This is a genomic window from Oceanobacillus halotolerans (assembly GCF_010993955.1).
Taxonomy (GTDB): Bacteria; Bacillota; Bacilli; order Bacillales; family Amphibacillaceae; genus Oceanibacillus_A; species Oceanibacillus_A halotolerans.
In genome coordinates, this window is sequence record NZ_WIXL01000001.1 from 621,161 (window position 1) to 641,454 (window position 20,294).

The window sequence follows — 20,294 nt, forward strand, 5'->3', positions numbered from 1 at the left end:
CGTATCACCTCGTTAAAAGCATTTTATAAACTTGTCGGGGTCGTCCCTTTGTCTGCTGTTTTTCGATCCCCACGATTTCGACTATATTGGCATCCAACCACGCTAATAATATTCGGTGTGCACTTCTAGTGGTTACACCTAATGATGCAGCAAGCTCCTGAGCTGTAAACGTGTCAATATGCTGTCGTTGGATAAGAGAAAGGACCTTCCTCAAATAATAAGGAGATATATTCGTTTGTTCAGTTAGCTCTAATAATTCCTCATCCGTAATGTTCAATGGATAGGTAAGTGGTGCTTCCTTATCGATTGGACCAATTACACTACGATCTTCTTTTACGATAAAGCATTCTTCTCCTCCAAAATCAATGGCTTGTGTCAAAGCCATTCGTGCATGCGAACCAGCCTCATTTGCTGATACGCCAAATCCAATTCCAACTGAAATTTGTACTTGTTGTTGCTTCATATCTGAAATAAGTGGAAAATATTTATACCCCTGTGTTACACGCTCAAATGTTCCTCGTGTAGTAACAAACATATATTCATTTCCACTTAAGGCGGTTAAATAGCCTTCCAATGTTTCTACATAATCCAGGATTGATTTTTGTACATCTAGATAAAGGCGCTGTATGTGTTGTTCTGATGTAAATTGTCGTTTTAACTGATCAATGTTATCGATATGTACAATGCCAAAAACAATTTGGGACTCCAATTTCTTTCGTTGTTCTGTTGATAAAAGTGCCCGTTCTAAGGTTACAATAATATCTTCTTCTGTCGGAACAATCCATTCGTTCGGTATTCCTATTTCTGTTAATGCTTCAGATACCACTTTTAATCCAGTTAGTGCACAATCGGTGTCTTGCTCCTTATAGGCTGTCTCATGAAAGGATATGATTTCCTCTGTTTTTGCTAGCGATAATCTGGAATCATAATGAATGCTTGTTATTGATTCATTCAATTCCTGGTTAAGACGGTTAATTTCGTATTTCGATAAAGTGTCAATAGAAATAGTGTGGAAGTGATTTAATCTCTTTTGTAATTTATAAAAAGAGCGATACAAGGAACCACCTTTTATTGGGATAAAATGTGCTGGGAGATTTTTTGGTATTTCTTTTTTGGAAATGGAGTAAGGGATAAAACCAGAATATAGGAGTACATCACACTTGGCGATTAGTGCCTTTGTGAATTTTGGTGCATCATATATATTATTGGAAGTTTGATAGATTGGATCAAAATTTGGAAACATATCCATTGACCGCTTAATTCGATCATTTGTCCAGCTTGGTCCAATTATTCCTATTGTTATCATCTGTCTATCTCCTTTATCCAAAAAGAAATGAATATTTAAATTATCATTAATTCTATCATATCAAAGTAAAAGGCATAATATAGAAAAGGCTAATAAGAGCACGAAGTAATCGACGGAGAGTAGAAGAAACCCCATCGATTAACTTCATTTATTTGGTTGAATTAAACTTGTTTCAACCATTTTGATAGATTTTCTTTGATAAAGTCATCATCAGCTAAATGTGGATAGTCCTCATAAACACGATCTATTTCTGTAGATTGGCCTGGACTTAAGGTTTCTTTATCTCGCAGACACCAATTCCCTTGCAAGAGTCCTTGACGTGTTAGTACTTCATTAATGCCAGCGATACATCCTTTAAATTGATTAGCTGCATCGAAAAAGGCCGCATTTGCATCGGTTACTTGGTGAGCCAATGGGAAAAGTTGTGATACATCGCCATTTTCCTCACGTATTTTTTTAATTTGGTTAAAATGTTCTACGGCCGTTTTCGTCCAGACTGCCCAGTGTCCTAATAATCCACCTACAATGTTTTTGGTTACCGTCTTGTTTCCTACTTTTATGTCATAGGTTGTTAGTAAATCGTGGATGATATTATCATCATTCCCAGTGTAAAGTGTAATTTCATCCTTTCTACTCGAGTGACATACCGCTCTTACGACATCCAGTGTTTTATAACGATCAAATGGTGCAATTTTAATCGCGTGTACATTCGGTATTTCCGCGAATTGTCTCCAAAAATTATAGCTTAGGACTCTTCCACCAACAGCTGATTGTAAGTAAAAGCCAAAGATCGGAATCTCTTCTGATACTCGTTTAGCATGAGCCAGTAATTCTTCTTCTGACCAATCGTTTAGGCCCCCAAAGCTTAATAACCCTAAATCATAGCCTAATGTTTTAGCAGTTTTCGCCTCTTGAATAGCTTGGTTTGTCGGTCCACAAATACCTGCTATCTTGATAAATGGCCGTTTCAAATCACGATTTCTGACTTCTTCTGCAGCAAGCGATAATACTTTTTCAAATAGCTGAAATTCAGGGTCGCGAATTTCAAATTGTGTTGTATGGACACCGACTGCAATCCCACCGGCACCAGCATCCATATAATAGTTTGTTAAGGCACGTTGACGTTGTTCATCTAATTTTTTATCTTTTGTAATAGCAAGTGGATGCGCAGGAATAACGGTTCCCTCAAATAATAGATCTTTTATAGTTGTTTTTAACATGTTAAAACGCTCCTTGTCTTTCTTGGAAGTGAGTTGGTTTATCTATCATTTCCCCATCATGTTTTAGCCAATCGGCTGTCCATTCAATCATTTGCTGTAAAGGTACACTAGGGTAACCAAAAAGTTTATGTGCCTTGCTTGCATTATTGAGAAGTGCACTTTGTTCTTCGTCATTTCTAAAGAAGACCTCTTTGTCAAAGTGTCTGCCAAATTCTTCTGCTACCCAACGCACAGAAATTGTTTCTGGGCCTGTAATATTTAAAATGGCCGGATCCGTACTGCAATGAAGCAATGAGCGAATGGCATATTCATTGGCATCCCCTTGCCAAATAACATTAACATGTCCAGTTGTTAAGTCGACCGGTTTTTCCTGATAGACTTGTTTTGCAATTTCTAATAGCACGCCATATCGCATGTCGATCGCATAGCTTAAGCGAAATAATAAAATAGGTGTATTGTTTTGTTTAGAAAAATACGTAAACATGCGCTCTCTTCCTAAGCAAGATTGTGCATATTCTCCTACTGGATTGGTTGGAGTTTCCTCTATACAGCCTGCTTTTGTAATATCGACAAATGGATAGATATTTCCTGATGAAAAGACCACAATATTTGCATTAGGAAACTTATCAGCAACTCTTCCTGGTAGGTACGCATTCATGGCCCAGGTTTGATGTTCATTGCCGACGGTTCCAAATTTCTTTCCAGCCATAAAAATAATATTTTCGACGTCTGGTAATGATTGAAGTTCTTCGTCATTTAGTAAGTCAGCTGCAATAGTTTCAATGCCACAGGACTCTAATTCTTCTTTTAATGTACCTGAGGAAAAACGAGAAACTCCAATAACTCGTTTCGTTACATTTGCTTCATTAATGGCTCGTTTTGCAAGCTTTGCCATGGATGGTCCCATTTTTCCACCTACACCTAGAATCATGATATCCCCTTCGATTTTTTTCATATCCTGTATCAAACGGGAAGTAGGTTTAGTCATGATTTCATTTAATTCTTCGATTGTTTGCATGTAATCACCTCATTGTAGTTTTATAGAAAAATATTGTTGATGTTATTAATAGCTAATAGAATTAATACGATTAACCCTGATATTGCGAGTATATTTTTGAATAACGTATTTTTTAGATCTCCCATAATTTCTTCATCATTGGCAACAACTAATAGTGCTATTGCAATAAATGGTACAGCAATAATAGTTATGGCCTGTGCGAAAATTATCATATTAACTGGTGCGCCACCAAAAATAATGGCAATAATCGAACCAAATAACATCACAGCAATAATCGCGATTTTTACTTTTACATTGGTTAGTTTGCTTCCAAATCCAAAACTATCCGATATCATTGCACCGCCAATCGTGGAATTCCCCATTAGGGAAGAAAATGCTGCTCCAAATAGACCTATCATGAAGATAATAGTTGCCCATGATCCATACAGAGGTTCAAGTGCTAGACCCATGTCTTCAATGGAATTAATTTGAATGCCTGCAGGTTTTAATACTGCTGCTGCAGTAATCATCACTAGTAGTGAAATTAATCCTAATAAGAAGATACCTAGATAAGATTCTTTCATCCCTTGTTTTACGATATCTTTCGTCCATCCCTTCTCTTGTACAAGATAGGATTGGTAACTAGCTCCAACGATGGAAAAACATGTAGCAGTAAATGCAATGATTAATCCCATAGAACCATCTGGAATAGATGGAATTAGTCCGCTAGCCATTGATCCAATGGATGGTTTTGCTAAAAAGACTGTTACTAAAAAGGAAATTAACATCATTGCGACAAGAGCAATCATTAATTTTTCTAATGCTGAGTAGAAGTCTTTCGCAAATAATAAGGAAGCTCCCACGATGGTGAAGGCAGCAACCCAAAATTCAGGATTAAGTCCAAAAATATTGGATGCAGCAACACCAATTCCAATGGAGTTCCCTGCCTGGAATGAGGAAGTTACTAGGAAAGCTCCTAACCCAATTAATATGCCTCCCAATTTACCCCATTTCTGTTTGATCACTTGAATGAAACTAATGTCAGATGCTATACCAATTCTTGTACTCATTTCGGTATAAATCATCATGAAAATGACTGTTGCAACAATTACCCAAATTAAATCATTTCCAAAAAGTGCTCCCATCGATGAAGAGGTTGTTAAACTTCCTGGTCCTAAGACTAGCGCAGAAGTAATTAGTGCAGGACCTAAAAATAATAGAATGTTTCTCTTGCCACCACGCTTTTTGTTACCGCTTTCATTTGTTACATCATCTCTTAGTTGCGTTTCCATCAAATCCCTCCTAACAAATATTTTTTAAAATATTAATTGAATTCATTATATTCCATATTAAAATTAAAGAAAATGTCTTAAATATGTCTTTAAGTGGATCTTTTTTAATTCCTAGAATGAACACTATCTATCCCCTTTTATAAAAGGAAACGTATAGTCAAATACATATTTCCCCATTAACCCGTAAATTCTGAAAAATAACAGTATTAATGATCATTAACATACTAAAAACAATAAATAACTCCAAAAGATGATGTATATCGAGTGATATCACCATCAACCAGTATTTGTTTTCGATGGTAGATTACCCTATCCTTAATAAGGAGGTGCCTGTCACTTCCCGAATTTTGTCGAGGGGAGCGTGTCTTATGAAGGTTACACTTGGTCAGTTTGAACCGAGTCTAGGAAATAAACAAGCGAATTTGAATAAGATTACTAGAATCATGGAACAGGCTTCTAATGAGGATTCTGAGCTTGTTGTATTTCCTGAATTGGGTTTAACGGGCTATTTCATTCAAGACGTTGATTCGCAAATGGCTGAGCCGATTGATGGAGACAGTATTCGTTACATACAACAGCAATGTAAGCATTATAATGTACATGTTGTTTTGCCTTGGCCAGAGTTGAGTGAAGATGGAAGGATTTATAATGCGGCATGTCTGATCTCCAATCATGGTGAAATCATTGGCACTTATCGGAAGGTCCACTTGTATGATAAAGAAAAGGAAGTATTCACTCCAGGTGATGACTTTTTCGTGTTTGACAGTGCAATAGGAAAGATTGGCATCATGATTTGCTTTGATCTGGATTTTCCTGAAACAGCACGCACACTGCAATTGAAGGGTGCAGATATCATTGTCAGCCCAACGAATAATATGGAGCCATACCAAGTCTATCAAGATACCTTCTTGAAAAGTAGATCGATGGAAAATGAGATTCCTATTGTATTGTGCAATCGTGTTGGGGGAGAACGGGATTTGACATTTTTTGGTGAAAGTGCAGCTTATGACGCATTTGGACGACAGGTTACCAAGCTAAGGAGCAGCGAGAAAACAGAGACGATAGAAGTCGGTATTCATCAACCGAGAGACAAGCAATTACAATACCGAGAAAATCGTGCTCCCAAATTATATGGTCAGCTTTTGAAATCATAACTGGAGGGGAATTAGGTTGAACAAAAAAATGACGAGATGGGTAACAAGTATTTTATTACTTGCTGTATTGGTATTTATGGCAGGTTGTGGAGATTCATCAGCTTCTGGTGATGGAGAAGAAGCCGAAGATAAAGAACCAATTATTTTTGCTGATGCAGGTTGGGATAGTCTTCGTTTTCATAACGAAATAGCAGGAATTATTCTTGATGCAGGCTATGGATATGAATCAGAACAACGTACAGGTTCTAGTACAGCTATTTTCGCTGGTATTGAAGAAGGCGATATAGATGTCCACATGGAAGTCTGGAAAGATAATTTGACAGATATTTATAATGATGGAATTGAAAATGGCCACTTTGAAGTACTTTCTTTAAATTTCGATGATAATTACCAAGGTTTTTATGTACCTACTTATATGATTGAAGGGGATAGTGAGCGTGGCATTGACCCAATGACACTGGATTTAAAGTATGTATCGGATTTACCAGAATATAAAGATCTGTTTGAGGACCCTGAAGATCCTTCTAAAGGACGTATTATTGGTTCCATTTCAGGTTGGACTGTCGATGAGATTCTTTTTGAGGCATATGAAGAATATAATTTAGATGAAACATTTAATTATTTCCGTCCAGGCTCTGAAGCGGCAATTAATACATCGTTAACAGATGCTTATGAAAAAGGAGAGCCATGGGTTGGATATAACTATGAACCAAACTGGATTATGGGTAAATATGATATGACGCCTCTTGTTGAAAAAGAAGAAGGTCCATTAGCTTCCATTGCAACACAAGATATTGAGATCGTGGCTACATCAGGTTTGTCTGATCGTGCACCAGAAGTAACCGATTTTCTAAGTAATTATCAAACTTCCAGTGCTATTGCAAATGAAGCATTAGCCTATATTCAAGACAATGGTGCATCTGCTTATGACGCAGCAGTGAAATTCTTACAAGAAAATGAAGATCTATGGACCGAATGGGTATCCGAAGACGTAGTGGAAAAAGTAAAAGCAGAAATCGAATAGGTGCCTGTCACCACCCGAATTTTGTCGAATGAAAGCTGTTCGCAGTGTATTGCGAACAGCTTTTTACTGCAATTATAGTAGTTAAGTGGAAAGGGTAAATTTTCCCTCTGGAGCTAAAAAGTATGAAGAATTCTACTAGGAATTATGGTACTATTGTAGGAGTGAAAAGTAGATTGTTAGATTTGAAAAGTGAACTACATAACCATGAGAAGTTAAGTCAGACAAGGCTTAAAAGGAAAGTATAAAAGAGTTGGCATCATTGCTGCCTTGTATAGGAAAGGCCACGTCCAGCTCTAGCGCCTACCCCTCGAGGTCATAAGTCAATCCACACTACGCGCAAAAAGCGCCACGACAAGGCTTGGCTTATGCTTGGCAGATAAGAGAACCTTCTTACTGCATAAGTGCAACTAAGGCTTTCGCCACTTGGCGACAAGCCAAGTTTTCTAATCGGGGGTGACCAAGGTGCTTCTAGCTTTTGTTCCACGTTAGGAAAGTATAAAGTTTTAGCCAAGAAGTGGACTCGACATAGCAAAAATTTTTACGTCCCAAGTATAAGAAAAACTAACACCCTCGCTAAAGGACGAGCGAATGTGAGTTTTTCTAAACCATAAACAAAGGAAGGGAATGACGAGGGTGGAATTTTGTAAGAATTGTGGTTCAAAGGTAAAAAATGACCATTCTTTTTGTACATCATGTGGTCATCCTGTAACACAAGAGTCTGAGAGTAATACGGAGAATAAGGCTCTAGCTGAAAACAAAACAATCAAGCCCCAACCACAACAATCACGTCGTTTAAATCAATCATCAACACCAAAACAGGCTAAACCAAAGAAAAAAATGTCTATTAAAACAAAAGTATTATTTGTCCTAGTCCTTCTACTAGTAGTAGCAGGGTTTGGAGGACATAAAGTACTAGAACATCGCTATTCACCGGAAAGCATAGCCGAAACATTTGATAAGGCAGTTGCTAATGAAGATGCCGAACTAGCTAAATCAGTCATGCAATTTACGGCTTTTCCTAATGATTTATCTGATGAGACGATCCAAACGTACTTATCCTTTTTAAAAGGTCTTGAAATAGATTATGCATCAGACCTAACAAAAGCCTATCATGCTGCGCAAAACACGATAACTTCCCAACGAGTCCTAATTGAAAATAGTGGAAATGAACTAATAGAATTAATTCAATCAGGTAAAAAGTTCGGATTATATGATGATTATCGAATAAAAGCTATTCCATTTGAGGTAGAAATGGAAGCTGATTTAAAAGGAGCAGCGGTAACGTTACAAGGGGAAACACATACCTTAACAGAACCTGTTACCTTAAAACACATACTACCAGGTGCTTATACAATAAAAGGGAGCTATGAAGGGGAATATACCGATCTATCAAAAGAAATGGAACTCGATTTTCTGGAAGCCAAGCAAAATGTATTAGCGGTATTTCTCGATTTTGATGACCATCATGTAAAAGTCCGCTCGAATGAAAGGGATAGTACCCTCTTTATTAATGGAGAAGAAACCGGAGCGATTGGTGGTGGATTTGAACTAGGACCGGTCGCAACAGATGGTTCACTCGTTGTTCATGCTGAATTTGATGACGAAAAAACAGAGGAAGTAGCGATTACGGATGAAAAAACCATTCATTTGAACTTCGCTGAAAAAGAAAGTGCTGATCGCTCAGGCTCAAATAATGGATCGAATAATGAAGATGTGGCACGGGACAATGTAGCAAAATATCCAGCATTAGTAGATTTTATGGAAGTCTATGCAACTACTAGTGTAACAGCTATGAATCTAGGTGATTTTTCAATTGTAGAGCCGATGTTACATCCAGAAGGGAAGGCTTACCCTGAGTCAAGAGACTATATCAATTATGTGTATGAGGAAGGAATTACAGAGGATGTTATATCCGTCAGTGTTGAAAATATTGAAGTAGATGGTGATGATTTTATAGTCGATACAATTGAAGTGTATGACATTCATTATGCCGATGATAGTACACAACGAAAAACCTTTGAATCCCGTTATACCGTATCCCGAATCTCGGATGAATACTATCAAGTTTGGGAACTAATCTGGACGAATGAGCAGTAACTTATAACTGTTAGGACAACTTGTTGTTCTAGCAGTTTTTTTGGAGTGCTTGTTGCGATTGATAGTAGTGTTATGAAATAATTCCTTTTCGAAATAGTATAGCCACTGCATATGCACGATTTTGTGCGTTTAATTTTTGTAAGGCTTGTTTCACATATTGCTTTGCTGTGAATTCACTAATAGATAATGCTGCTGCTATTAATTTTGTTGTTTCCTCCTGTCCTATTTTCATATTACTTGTCGTTCCCGATTACTAAGGTTATCTTCTTTTTGGTTAATAGTGGTATGTTGTAAGATTTCACCCACTGCATGTCCATATGTGGTAATGTCTGTTAGCATTTCTTCACTAAAAAAGGCTTCATCCTCCATCTGATTACTATAAATATACCCAATCACAACAGAGCCAAATGTAATCGGGACAATTAGAAATGACTTAACAGTGGGGTCGATTAAATATCATACTTGTTTTCTCAAAAATTTCTCTTCCAGTATAGTACATCGCTTTTCGGTCTTGAATAGCTGCTTCAATGGTTGGTAAGGAACGTATATCATCACGCTCATTCAAGTAAATTACTTGGCCACTTTCATCCATCGAAATAATCCCTTCACCAAGGTACCCAATATGGGAGTAACGAAATAAGAACGCGTTTTGGACGGGAAACGTTTCTAGAAATACATCTAAGATTTTAATCAGTTGTTTTTCTTGTGTAGATGTTTGTTCGATTTTTGCCAATTTCTCCTGAATGGTATAAGTTAGCATTTTCGTATCATCTCCTTTTGAGGGAAGTCAACTATACAAAATTGGGAATTTCATCATTATACAGAAAATTATATCATTAAAATATACCTATTAGAAGGTTTGAAGGGATTTATTTTGTAATCGCTTTCCTTAGCGATATAAGGGAAATTGGCAATTTGGGTAAAAAAATTGGGGAAGGAGTTTTTTACATGAGAGCATTAGTTTTAGAAGATGTGAAAAAAATGTCTGTACAAGAGGTACCAGACCCAACCATTGATAAGGATGGTATTTTGGTTAAAACGATGGCAAATGGTGTATGTCGAAGTGATTGGCATATGTGGGTAGGTGATCAAGCTATACCACAGCCAATTATAGGACATGAGCTGGCTGGAATTGTAGAGGAAGTCGGAAGTGAGATAAAAAATTTTAAAAAAGGTGATCGTGTTATTGTCCCTTTTTCAGGTAGTGATGGGACATGTCCGCATTGTTTGAGCGGAGATACACACCTTTGTGATTCATTTCTAGTACCTGGACTAGCATATACAGGTGGTTATGGGGAATATGTGGGAGTACCACATGGTGACCGAAATGTTGTGCATATTCCAGAAAATGTTAGTTTTCGTGATGCAGCTGCAATGGGCTGTCGTTTTATGACGAGCTATCACGGTGTAATTGATCGGGTGAACGTATTACCAGGTGAAAAAGTTGTTGTCTATGGATGTGGTGGTATTGGGTTATCTGCCATCCATATTGCAACAGCAATGGGAGCAGAGGTTATCGGTGTTGATATTAATAATGCGAATTTAGAACTGGCAAAACAAATGGGAGCTGCTCACACGATTAATAGTAAAGATGTAGACCCTGTTGAAGCAGTCAAGGAAATTACCAAAGGTGGTGCTGATGTTTCAGTTGACGCATTAGGTATTACGCAAACATGTGTGAGCGGGATTAATAGCTTGAAAAAAGGTGGACGTCATCTGCAAGTTGGTGTAACGACGAAAAAAGAGGCTGGGAAGATTGCGATTCCAATAGATGACATGGTTATGGCAGAAAAGTCCTTTATTACGACACTTGGTATGCCAGCGCATCGTTTTGATTCAATGCTGTCGCTTGTATCTCAAGGAAAACTTCAACCAGGAAAAATGGTTACTGATGAAATTTCTCTTTCACAGGTAGAAAATATTTTTGAAGATATGAGTAACTATAAAACAACGGGAACTTTTATTGTAACGGACTACGCTAATTAATGAAAGAAAACTCCACACGCTATCGTATCCGATACGATGTGGGGTTTTTCTTTCTCTTATTATTATTCAGCTTTGAATTATTACCAAAATTTGGAGGGTTATACGTATAAAGACGAAAAGATTGCCATCAATTCAGCAAGTTGGCCCCTCATTCCTTCATTAATGATAACTGATCATGTTCCCTGTCCTTTCCGTCTTCCAATTAAATACATGGTACCAGCAATTAGTGCTCCGCCAATAACGTATAAAATCCATGTTGGGAATCCTGCCTCATCTGTATCACGGTTTACGGTTGGTTGGGTTCTTTCCACATAGTCATCAATCGCGTCATCCCCAATCGTAAACTCCTCTTCAGCAACGATTTCATTATTATTGACATTTGCTTTCACATATACTTGATAATCCCCTTCTTCTAACGTCTCATAATCCCATGAAAGGGGATAGCGAATTTGCGTTTTAGGTGCCATCTTAAATGTATTGGTTGTCCCTTCAAACAGCTGGTTTCCTTCCCCATCTTCTACGGTGTATTCAGCCGTAATATCCTCTTGAATCATCTGTGCATTGTTAATCATTTCGATGTATACACTTGGTCCTTCAGGTGTAAAATCTGCATTTCCCAGTTCAAAACGTGGTTCTGTTTTATTCGGTAGATCTAACTGAATGGCAACCGCGTGAACGGTTTCGGTTTTTAAAATAAAATTCGCTTCATCTTCCCCTGCTTCTTCAACATTATTTTCATCAGTTCCCCCCGTTATAAAGCGAATGCCGCCTAAGATGGTCCCTTCATTTGTGTCAGGAACAACAATTTCAACAGGGACCTCTTGTGATTCATTTGGAGCTAGTGTAATTTCTGGCCGGACGGTTATATAGCGTTCCAGTTGTATCGCATCATTTAGTAAAGTGGTTTTTTCTGATTCAATATCTTTTCCATACAAGATTTCACCAGTAGGATTTGTATAAGCATTTGCACCTTCTATACGAACTGTTAACTCTGCATCAAGGTTATTCGTTAATTTTACGTTAAGCGTTTGCTCCTGTTCTGGCTCTACATTCATTCGAAAATACCCTCGAATGTTGTCTACTTGGTTATCGGGATAAAGTGGCTCGACAATGAGTGGTGGACCACTGTTCTCCTCATTTTCTTGTGCAAATAAGGTTCCTGGATAAAGACATATTATAACGGCAAATAAGTAAATAATTATCATTCTTGTCATAAAAAAGACCACCTTTCTTAGGATTTAGTGTATCCAAGCTGTATAAAAGTATGACATTAACAAATAGTAAAGGAGAAAGAAAGGAGTGATATCAAAAAATGGTTCGTTTTAAAGGGCATGAGGTTCATGAACAACCGAATGGATATATTGAAGTTGTGCTCCACTTAGATACTTCACCCAATGCGTTGGAAGAGTTTTCTGCGGAGCTTGGTACGAAAAACAATGGTCAAGTGGAAAAGGCTGCTCAAGATTATGTCAATAAACATTTACCAAACGTAAAGTATAAGAAGATTAAGGTTATGGTTGGTGGTATGGTCATTGCAAGTATGTTAGGAATGGCACTTGTTGCACCTGGTGGAGGTAATTTGGCACATGCGGCCACTGCTGAAACCGAGGTTGGTGTTGAAACAGGTGGCGAATCGGTATTAGTTGATAGATTATCGGTTGGAACATTCTCAGCAGTGACACTAAATGGGGAAGTGCAAAATACACAAGCACAAATTGATTCCTTTGAGATTACAGATCCAAGAGGTTCAGGTGCTGGGTGGAATGTTGTGATGACCGCCAGTCCGTTTGTTAGCACAGATGGAGAAGGTAATGAGTTACCAGTTGATGCATTGACGGTAGAAGCACCGACTCTTACTGCACTTAATGAATCTACATCAACTGATAATATACAAAAAACTGGTGGAACAGTGGATAATACTGGTACAACTATTTTAAGTGCCCCAGTTGGAGAAGGGTTAGGAAGATACAGTGTTTCCTTTAATCCAGAAGACTTAGACCTAAGAATTCCAGCGGGTGCCTACACTGGAACCTATACATCTACCATAACCGTCACCATCAATAATGGACCATAAAAATCGGGGGGCTTATTACCCCTCGATTTTTGTTCTTGTGGCTTAACAGATAAAGGCGTTTGGGCTATAATCAATTTATTGGATTTGTCCGTTTTTATAGATAAAGGTTACATAGGGGAGGTCCTACGGTGGGATCGATGTTACAGGGATTAGAAACAGCAAAGCGTGCGTTGTTTTCACAACAATCGGCAATACATACAGCAGGGCATAATATTTCGAATGCAAACACAGAAGGTTTTAGTCGGCAACGCGTCAACATGAGTCAAACAGCACCAATCTCTGGTGTGTCACGGAATCGTTTGGATCTTCCAGGTCAAATTGGAACTGGTGTTGAAGCAGGGTCTGTCGAACGGATACGGGACCGCTTTTTTGATTTCCAATACCGGATGGAGATGAGTAAGGTTGGCTATTACGAAGCGCGATCTGAAAGCTTGTCCCGCATGGAGAATTTGCTAAATGAACCATCCGAGCAAGGTTTAGGGAAAACGATGGACCGTTTTTGGCAGTCATTACAAGATCTAGCAGTAGATCCAGAACATAGTGGTACACGATCTGTTGTGCGAGAACGGGGAAAAGCGGTTGCTGATACATTTAATTATTTAACTGAATCATTACAAGCCATTCAACAAGATTTAAAAGATGAGATTGATACAAAAGTCACTACCATTAATACAATTGCACAGAAAATAAATAAGTTGAATATGGAAATTAGCCATTTGGAAAATAATGATTACTTGCCGAATGATTTATATGATGATCGTGATCGTTTGGTAGACGAGTTATCCGAAATAGTAGATATAAAAGTTACAGCTACGAAAAGTGGGAATGCTGCAATGGCCATGGCAGATGGTGTCTATACGATTGATATTATCGGGGATGATGGTCATTCATTATTTGGTAGTACAAAGCTTGTTAATGGTAATACGAATACAGTTGAATCATTAACGGTTCATGATGATGGTCCTAAAGGCTCGATTAGTGAGCTAATCTTAGGGGATATGTCTATTCAAGCGACTGAATTCACATCTATGGGTGAGTTAAAAGCATTAATGGAAGGATTCGGTTTTGAAAATGAAGAAGGGGAGACGACAGGGATTTACCCAGACATGTTAAAGGCATTAGACAATATGGCATACACATTTGCTAGAGAGTTTAATACCGTGCATCAGAATGGGATGAGTCCGAATGAAATAGAAAATGGGTTTAGGGAAATTCCTTTTTTCGCGGATACGGTCGATGAAAGGGTTGCAACCTATCCTAAAGATACTACTGACATTGTCTTTGTTCTCGATATTAGTGGTAGCATGGATGATGATATTGAAACAATATCCAAAAACTTAGCTGCTTTTGCCGATGAAATTAAAGATTCATCATCTGTGAAAGATATTCAGTTCGGTTTAGTTAAATATATAGGTGGATATGAAAATACTATATTTTCAAATGAAAACGTATGGGGTTCTGACGAGGATATTAATGAAAATTTGCAGGAAATTATAACTGCTTTAAGAGAATCACCTGGTTTAACGGATTTAGGATTACCAGCTAATTTTTATGGACATGAAAATTTAATGAATGCCTTAGAGGGTATTCTCCCAGTATATGGTCAAAATGAGACCTTTAAGCATATCGTATTTCTTACTGATGAAGGGGATCATGGTGAACTGTCATCAAGTGATATTATCGAACAGTTTAAAGAGAGAGGAATACAAGTCCATGGTATATTTGACCCAGGTACTTCAGATGGGAATGTGAAGGATTTGGAAAATATTGTCGAAGGAAGTGGAGGAGTTAGCTTAGACATAAAGGATGACAACTGGGCTGATGACTTAATAAATGTGATGGGGACATCAATCGGTGAGTATATAGAAAGTGCAGGTACTGGTGAATTTGGTAGGGATGGTTATGCAAGTCGTATTAAAGTATCAGAAGAGGTGCTCACCACTATCGATAATATTGCTTCCGCACAGCCAGAAGGTGGAGCAGCACATATTGGCGACAGTGAAAATGTATCTGATTTAGCCGATGTATTTGATGAAGCTTTTTCCTATTCTCCTAGTGATGCAGAAGATATTACTAGTTTTCGAGAATATTATCAACGTGTTATCGGAGATTTAGGTGTTGCCTCCCAAGAAGTACAACGCATGCAGCGAAATACTGAAACACTAAAGCAGACAGTTAATGAAAGACGCCAGTCCGTCAGTTCCGTTTCCCTTGATGAAGAAATGGCAAACCTTATTCAGTTTCAACATGCCTATAATGCAGCCGCACGAAGCATGACCCTTGTCGATGAAATGCTCGACCGCATCATCAACCAAATGTAGGTGCCTGTCACTACCCGAATTTTGTCGAATGACTACTAGTCTAGTATGATGTTCTGTCGTATACTATAGGTAGTGATGTATTTTTGTTTGGGCTTTTACGTAAATATCAAAATAGATAGGGCGTGTTCATTTGTTTTGTTATAATTGCGGTTTTGCGATAGATGATGCCGAAAGTAGATTTTGTCCATCCTGTGGTGTGAAACTTGAATACCCTGAGGAGCAATCACTCCAGAATCAGCAACAGCAGGGTGGAATTCATGCCGAGTTTTCCGCAACGACAGAAACGACAGGAAAAGAGTTCTCTAATCAAGTGAAAGGGACATTTTTACAGGCGACTGAGAAAATCAATGGAATGGTCGGGGAAAAAGGGAATATTGATTTGAAGTTACGTGATGTGTTCTCAGATGTTACGAAAAAACATACAAAAGAAGAAGGGGAACTGCTATTTATTGCTGGTACCAGTGTAACAACCCCTTCAGAAAATGAAATTTCATCCTCTTGGCCAAAGCCATGGTTGTTCGCACGTGTATTTCTTGTCTTAATGGTTACGTATATTTTGTTATATATTGCAACCTATTCGTTTGAAAATCTCTTTGCACTGCCAGGCCTGATTACGGTCGGTTCTTTTGCTGTTCCGTTTTCTCTACTCATTTTCTTTTGGGAAACGAATGCACCTAGAAATATTAGTATATACGAATTAGCAAAAATGCTATTTATAGGTGGCGCGTCATCCCTTGTCATGACGCTATTCTTGTATTCTATTTTTCCTGTTAATGAACTAGATTATATGGGGGCTATCATAGTAGGCGTTGTAGAAGAAGTAGGGAAACTGGTTATAATCGCATACTTTATTCATAAATTGAAAAGCAAGTATATTTTAAATGGATTACTAATTGGTGCAGCAATTGGTGCAGGATTTGCAGCATTTGAATCAGCTGGTTATGCCTTATACAGTGGGATGGCACTTGGTGATCAAGGAATGTTCTCCACATTATTTATGCGCGGATGGATGGCAATTGGCACCCATGTGGTCTGGTCGGCTATTGCAGGTGCAGCACTTGTCTATGTAAAAGGGGATCAACCACTGAAAACCGATCACTTTTTTGATGGGAAATTTATCCGTTTATTTGTAGTAGCAATTGGCTTACATGCTGTATGGGATATGCCATTATATTCGTTACACAATTTCAATCTGCTGTTCATTGCTCTAATAATCATTGCATGGATTTTTATTTTTACCCTTATTAATGCGGGATTAAAGCAAATTTCGCGATGGAATGCATAAGTTAGTTTCAGCCATAAAAAGCAAGAGCTCCGTGTTCTGAGGGGCTCTTGCTTTTTTGCAAGTTAGGAAAGTATAAAATTTTAATGTCCCAAGTATAAGAAAAACTCACATTTCTAATCTTTAGCTTAATAATATTTGAATAGTATCGGTGCAGAAACAATCCGCTCGTAATGCTTCTTTTTCTTAGATAAGTCTCTACTACGCATGAAAAGAAGCGAGAAAGCTTCCCATAAAAAAACCCAACTACCAACAGTTACGTTAAGGATGATAAATTCTTGGATGAACTTATTCTCTTCAGAGGGTTGAAAATAGGTAGATAATATCGTAAACAAAATGGAAACTGAAAAGTAAAAAAGAGATTTTTTTCTGCTTTGTTTTGTTTTCTTCGCTACGAAGTGATGTCGGTAATTGAAATAGTTACTAATCCCCTTTTTAATGTGTGTTTCCATATTCGTATCTTTTACCTCATCTTGCATATGAAATAGTAGCTTTATATTAGTTCGGGGATCAATTTCATAAGAAAATTCTTCAAGGAATGATTTTAAATTAGCATTTAAATCCCTGATTTTGTATATAGAGGAGTCCCAATTGGCAAATACGTCATCATAATTCTTTAACGTAATTTCTAGTATACAGTAACCTGATTCTGGATCTGTTCGGTAAAATTGGTTAAAGAAATCGTTTGTCATCCAACCCCTCCCTTTAAAAATCAGTTTAACCTAAGTTTTAAGGATAAATTCCTGACTAAGAGCAAAGAGATGGAATAAACGTAATTTTAATGATTATTTTCAACATCTTTAGCCAATTTTCGCAAAAAAATGCTATAATTATTTTTATCCCGCATGTAACGGGTAGTAAGACCCCCACTTCAAGATTTCGAGGAGATCCAAGAAAGATAAGTGGGGGAGGAAAGGAAACCCCCACTGACTGAAGTTTCACTTTATCATACTAAAGCAGGAAAGGAGTAGGAGAATGGATAACATTGAGTTGATTATTATTGGTGTATTAGTTGCTGGAATTATTGGGACAATTTTTTGGGAAAAACATAGTAAAGGCAAACAAATTGAGTATAAATCCATATTTCCAGATGTCTATGATGAATGGACGGAGAAGTCAATGCAAACGGAAAAGATGGGACGAAATCTTGGAGTAAGTAGTAATGCAAGAATGAATCAAATTGGGAAAACGTATAAGCGGACCCGTGTAATGAAAATGAACCGAGATGGTACAAAAGGGGAGACCATCTATTCCAGTACAAATGGGGTCAGAGATGATCACTATAGTCATGGTGGATATATGGATGATGCGATGGACCATTGGGACCATAGTGACCCCTATCTAAATCCTGGTACAGATGCAGTGGTTGATGAAGGGTACCATGGAATTGACCGAGGTCTGGGTACAATCGACCATGATATGGGTACACATGACACAGGAGATCCGCATCAATTCTAACGAGAGGAGTCACAGCAATGATCTTATTTATTTTATTAGGAATCGCAGCAAACTGGCTGGACATTTCGGATGCTACTGTCTTCTTTATCTACCTATTAAGCATTGTGCTGTTAACCAATTATTACCGAGTGAAACGTGTTACATATATTGATGGCGGAAAGGCAGGCTGGTTGTCTGCACTTGTTGCTGGGTTAGGACAAGTTTATTCCAAACAAACCGTATTTGGTATTATTTATACAGTCTTACATTTAATTATATTAGGATTAGGCAGGACAGAGATGATGGAAGGGACACATGTCCTAATTGGCTGGTTGCTCTTGATGATTGTGTCGATCATTCATGCCAATCTAGTTGCTGGTGGATTAAATGAACGGCTTGCCAAAGAAGCCTTGCAAAAGTTAGCAGTTGCGAAATATCGACGACTTGTTCCGTCGATTGAGCTTGGTGCTGTTTTTGCACCAGATACGAATATTTTAATGCATGAACAATTGGCATTAATTGCCGCTTATTATGACAGTAATGCTAAACTGTATATTAGTAAGCAGGTGATTAAAGAGCTGGATGGGCTCAAAAACAACTCAGATGCGTCTGTACGAAAGCGAGCGCAATATGCCTTTGATGTGTTGGAGCTATACCAGGAGGCTAATCGGATTGTTTTTATCGAAGTACCACACTACAACTATTTGAAAAAACATAAGTTAACCGGTGGACCAGATGAGAAGATAATAGCTTCCTGTCTGCAGCAGCTTCATGAAAAACAAGTTCCAATCGTGTTCTTGTCCAATGATAAAGGTGCACGACTCTTAGCACGAAACAGCGGCGTCCCCATCCAAACCATGTCGTAGTGCCTGTCACCACCCGAATTTTGTCGAATAGGGGGAGAGAATGATGCAAGGTGAGGAACAGATTTTTCGGGGAATTAGTGAGGCTGCACAAGGCGTGCGGCCAATTATTCCAGATACAAATTTCTTTATTAGTTCTTTAGATGTTTTAAAACGATTACCTGCGCATTTAATTATCGTTAGTCAAGTCGTATTTCGGGAGTTGGATGGATTAAAAAAATCGGATGACTCATCTAGTGAAGAGGAAAGGGAAGTGGCCTATCGTGCACGTCAGGCCCTCAGCTTTATTGATGAAGCGAAATTGAAGATGGAGCCTGTCCCAAAGGCTTCTGTTTTGCGTGAACTGCAGATGGATGGAAGTAATGATGAAAAGATTGTAGCAACTTGTATTGTGGTGCAAAAAAGAGAAAACATGAAACCATTGTTTGTCACGTATGATCGTGGAGCACGGCTTGCAGCTAGATCTGCAAATGTACCTACATATGAATTGCCAACTAAAAATCAACCTGACTGGAAATTGCAATCGAACAAGACATCCAGTCAGCCCGGAACAGTTCAGTTGGAAAAAGGGAAGACTGGGATGGCAAATCGGTCCAAAACGAAGCGGCCAATCAAAGTGCGTGCTCCAAAGTTGAAGATCCCTGTTGGGAAATTAATTGGTTCTTCTGTTGTCGGGATTATCATCTTTATCTTTATTGCTGGTATTATTGGCCAGCAAGAGGACGAAGAAGAGAAGAAAGATGCGATGAGTGATTTTGAATTTCCATTTGATAATATTGAAGTGGAATTAACTAATATGCAGGAAAATGAATCTTCCTTTCGCCTGGAATATGAAGCTGTCAATCTCAATGATTCCGAAATTATTTTTGGCTACTTGGATTTAAGTGAGGAATTAGAGGAGATAGAAGCGAAAAATACGGATGACCCATCTATTAAGTTAGCAAATGAAAAGACCTTAATCGGTATGAAAGAAAACAATGGCCAGCTTATTTTACGGTATAAGGATGATACCGTGGAATATCCAGCAGGAAGACGAGAATTATTGCCGAACCAAGTGGAGACCATCACGATCATGGGTCAGCAGCCACTAGAAAATTTAGCATCCATCACAGCGCTGATGTATGATCCTGCTAGTGATGAGGTGAGAGAATGGGTATTTGAATTGTAGGTGAAGGATGTCTAGTCCCAGCCATAAAAATGCAACAATGGGTACGATAACCCTTGTTGCATTTTTTTATTGG

The 20,294-nt window shown here is 38.2% G+C and carries 19 protein-coding genes; 10 read left to right on the forward strand and 9 right to left on the reverse strand.

The features are described 5' to 3' along the window. Window positions 1–4: 4 nt before the first annotated feature. The 4 genes from GHC26_RS02665 to GHC26_RS02680 all read right to left on the reverse strand — a co-directional run bounded on the left by GHC26_RS02665 (window position 5) and on the right by GHC26_RS02680 (window position 4,815). On the reverse strand, window positions 5–1,306 hold the full coding sequence (locus GHC26_RS02665) for a GGDEF domain-containing protein (protein ID WP_163969686.1): 1,302 nt from the start codon (window positions 1,304–1,306) through the stop codon (window positions 5–7). Window positions 1,307–1,467: 161 nt separating this feature from the next. Further along, complete coding sequence (locus tag GHC26_RS02670) at window positions 1,468–2,526, reverse strand: dihydrodipicolinate synthase family protein (protein WP_163969687.1); 1,059 nt, start codon at window positions 2,524–2,526, stop codon at window positions 1,468–1,470. A 1-nt stretch (window position 2,527) separates the two neighbouring features. Continuing rightward, window positions 2,528–3,544, reverse strand: a complete 1,017-nt coding sequence (locus GHC26_RS02675) for an NAD-dependent epimerase/dehydratase family protein (protein WP_163969688.1) — start codon at window positions 3,542–3,544, stop codon at window positions 2,528–2,530. Between the two features lie 20 nt (window positions 3,545–3,564). Next, entirely contained in the window at window positions 3,565–4,815 is a 1,251-nt protein-coding gene (locus GHC26_RS02680; RefSeq protein ID WP_163969689.1) for an Nramp family divalent metal transporter, read from the reverse strand. A 368-nt stretch (window positions 4,816–5,183) separates the two neighbouring features. On the opposite strand from GHC26_RS02680, the gene GHC26_RS02685 reads away from it, so the two are divergent. The 3 genes from GHC26_RS02685 to GHC26_RS02695 all read left to right on the forward strand — a co-directional run bounded on the left by GHC26_RS02685 (window position 5,184) and on the right by GHC26_RS02695 (window position 9,090). After that, window positions 5,184–5,969 (forward strand): carbon-nitrogen hydrolase family protein, encoded by a 786-nt coding sequence (locus GHC26_RS02685; RefSeq protein WP_163969690.1) that lies wholly within the window; start codon window positions 5,184–5,186, stop codon window positions 5,967–5,969. 16 nt (window positions 5,970–5,985) lie between these two features. Then, window positions 5,986–6,993: an ABC transporter substrate-binding protein gene (locus GHC26_RS02690; RefSeq protein WP_226376826.1), complete on the forward strand. Its 1,008-nt coding sequence runs from the start codon at window positions 5,986–5,988 to the stop codon at window positions 6,991–6,993. Window positions 6,994–7,626: 633 nt separating this feature from the next. Then, the gene (locus GHC26_RS02695) at window positions 7,627–9,090 is read left to right on the forward strand and encodes a zinc ribbon domain-containing protein (RefSeq protein ID WP_163969691.1); all 1,464 of its coding nucleotides are present in this window, start codon (window positions 7,627–7,629) and stop codon (window positions 9,088–9,090) included. A 70-nt stretch (window positions 9,091–9,160) separates the two neighbouring features. Here the strand turns inward: GHC26_RS02695 and GHC26_RS02700 are convergent, their stop codons facing one another. Genes GHC26_RS02700 through GHC26_RS02710 form a run of 3 tightly spaced genes read right to left on the reverse strand, consistent with a single transcriptional unit; the run spans window position 9,161 to window position 9,850 of the window. After that, on the reverse strand, window positions 9,161–9,322 hold the full coding sequence (locus tag GHC26_RS02700; protein ID WP_163969692.1) for a LuxR C-terminal-related transcriptional regulator: 162 nt from the start codon (window positions 9,320–9,322) through the stop codon (window positions 9,161–9,163). Next, window positions 9,319–9,486, reverse strand: a complete 168-nt coding sequence (locus GHC26_RS02705) for a hypothetical protein (protein ID WP_163969693.1) — start codon at window positions 9,484–9,486, stop codon at window positions 9,319–9,321. The genes GHC26_RS02700 and GHC26_RS02705 overlap by 4 nt, the downstream gene beginning before the upstream one ends. 37 nt (window positions 9,487–9,523) lie before the next feature. Further along, a complete protein-coding gene (locus GHC26_RS02710) occupies window positions 9,524–9,850 on the reverse strand; it encodes a hypothetical protein (protein WP_163969694.1) in 327 nt (108 codons plus the stop codon). 188 nt (window positions 9,851–10,038) lie between these two features. On the opposite strand from GHC26_RS02710, the gene GHC26_RS02715 reads away from it, so the two are divergent. Next, window positions 10,039–11,076, forward strand: a complete 1,038-nt coding sequence (locus GHC26_RS02715) for a zinc-binding dehydrogenase (protein WP_163969695.1) — start codon at window positions 10,039–10,041, stop codon at window positions 11,074–11,076. Window positions 11,077–11,249: 173 nt separating this feature from the next. Here GHC26_RS02715 and GHC26_RS02720 read toward each other — a convergent pair whose 3' ends face one another. Next, window positions 11,250–12,290 (reverse strand): DUF916 domain-containing protein, encoded by a 1,041-nt coding sequence (locus tag GHC26_RS02720; RefSeq protein ID WP_163969696.1) that lies wholly within the window; start codon window positions 12,288–12,290, stop codon window positions 11,250–11,252. A 98-nt stretch (window positions 12,291–12,388) separates the two neighbouring features. On the opposite strand from GHC26_RS02720, the gene GHC26_RS02725 reads away from it, so the two are divergent. The 3 genes from GHC26_RS02725 to GHC26_RS02735 all read left to right on the forward strand — a co-directional run bounded on the left by GHC26_RS02725 (window position 12,389) and on the right by GHC26_RS02735 (window position 16,756). Further along, on the forward strand, window positions 12,389–13,150 hold the full coding sequence (locus GHC26_RS02725; RefSeq protein WP_163969697.1) for a WxL domain-containing protein: 762 nt from the start codon (window positions 12,389–12,391) through the stop codon (window positions 13,148–13,150). A gap of 137 nt (window positions 13,151–13,287) precedes the next feature. Beyond that, window positions 13,288–15,471, forward strand: coding sequence for a flagellar hook-associated protein FlgK (gene flgK / locus GHC26_RS02730; protein WP_226376835.1), 2,184 nt, complete (start codon window positions 13,288–13,290; stop codon window positions 15,469–15,471). A gap of 130 nt (window positions 15,472–15,601) precedes the next feature. Continuing rightward, window positions 15,602–16,756 (forward strand): PrsW family glutamic-type intramembrane protease, encoded by a 1,155-nt coding sequence (locus GHC26_RS02735; protein ID WP_226376827.1) that lies wholly within the window; start codon window positions 15,602–15,604, stop codon window positions 16,754–16,756. Between the two features lie 125 nt (window positions 16,757–16,881). Here GHC26_RS02735 and GHC26_RS02740 read toward each other — a convergent pair whose 3' ends face one another. After that, entirely contained in the window at window positions 16,882–17,445 is a 564-nt protein-coding gene (locus tag GHC26_RS02740; protein ID WP_163969699.1) for a hypothetical protein, read from the reverse strand. 283 nt (window positions 17,446–17,728) lie between these two features. On the opposite strand from GHC26_RS02740, the gene GHC26_RS02745 reads away from it, so the two are divergent. Genes GHC26_RS02745 through GHC26_RS02755 form a run of 3 tightly spaced genes read left to right on the forward strand, consistent with a single transcriptional unit; the run spans window position 17,729 to window position 20,221 of the window. Next, complete coding sequence (locus GHC26_RS02745; protein ID WP_163969700.1) at window positions 17,729–18,211, forward strand: hypothetical protein; 483 nt, start codon at window positions 17,729–17,731, stop codon at window positions 18,209–18,211. A 17-nt stretch (window positions 18,212–18,228) separates the two neighbouring features. After that, entirely contained in the window at window positions 18,229–19,056 is an 828-nt protein-coding gene (locus tag GHC26_RS02750; protein WP_163969701.1) for a PIN domain-containing protein, read from the forward strand. 43 nt (window positions 19,057–19,099) lie between these two features. Then, complete coding sequence (locus GHC26_RS02755; protein ID WP_163969702.1) at window positions 19,100–20,221, forward strand: PIN domain-containing protein; 1,122 nt, start codon at window positions 19,100–19,102, stop codon at window positions 20,219–20,221. Window positions 20,222–20,294: the final 73 nt, after the last annotated feature.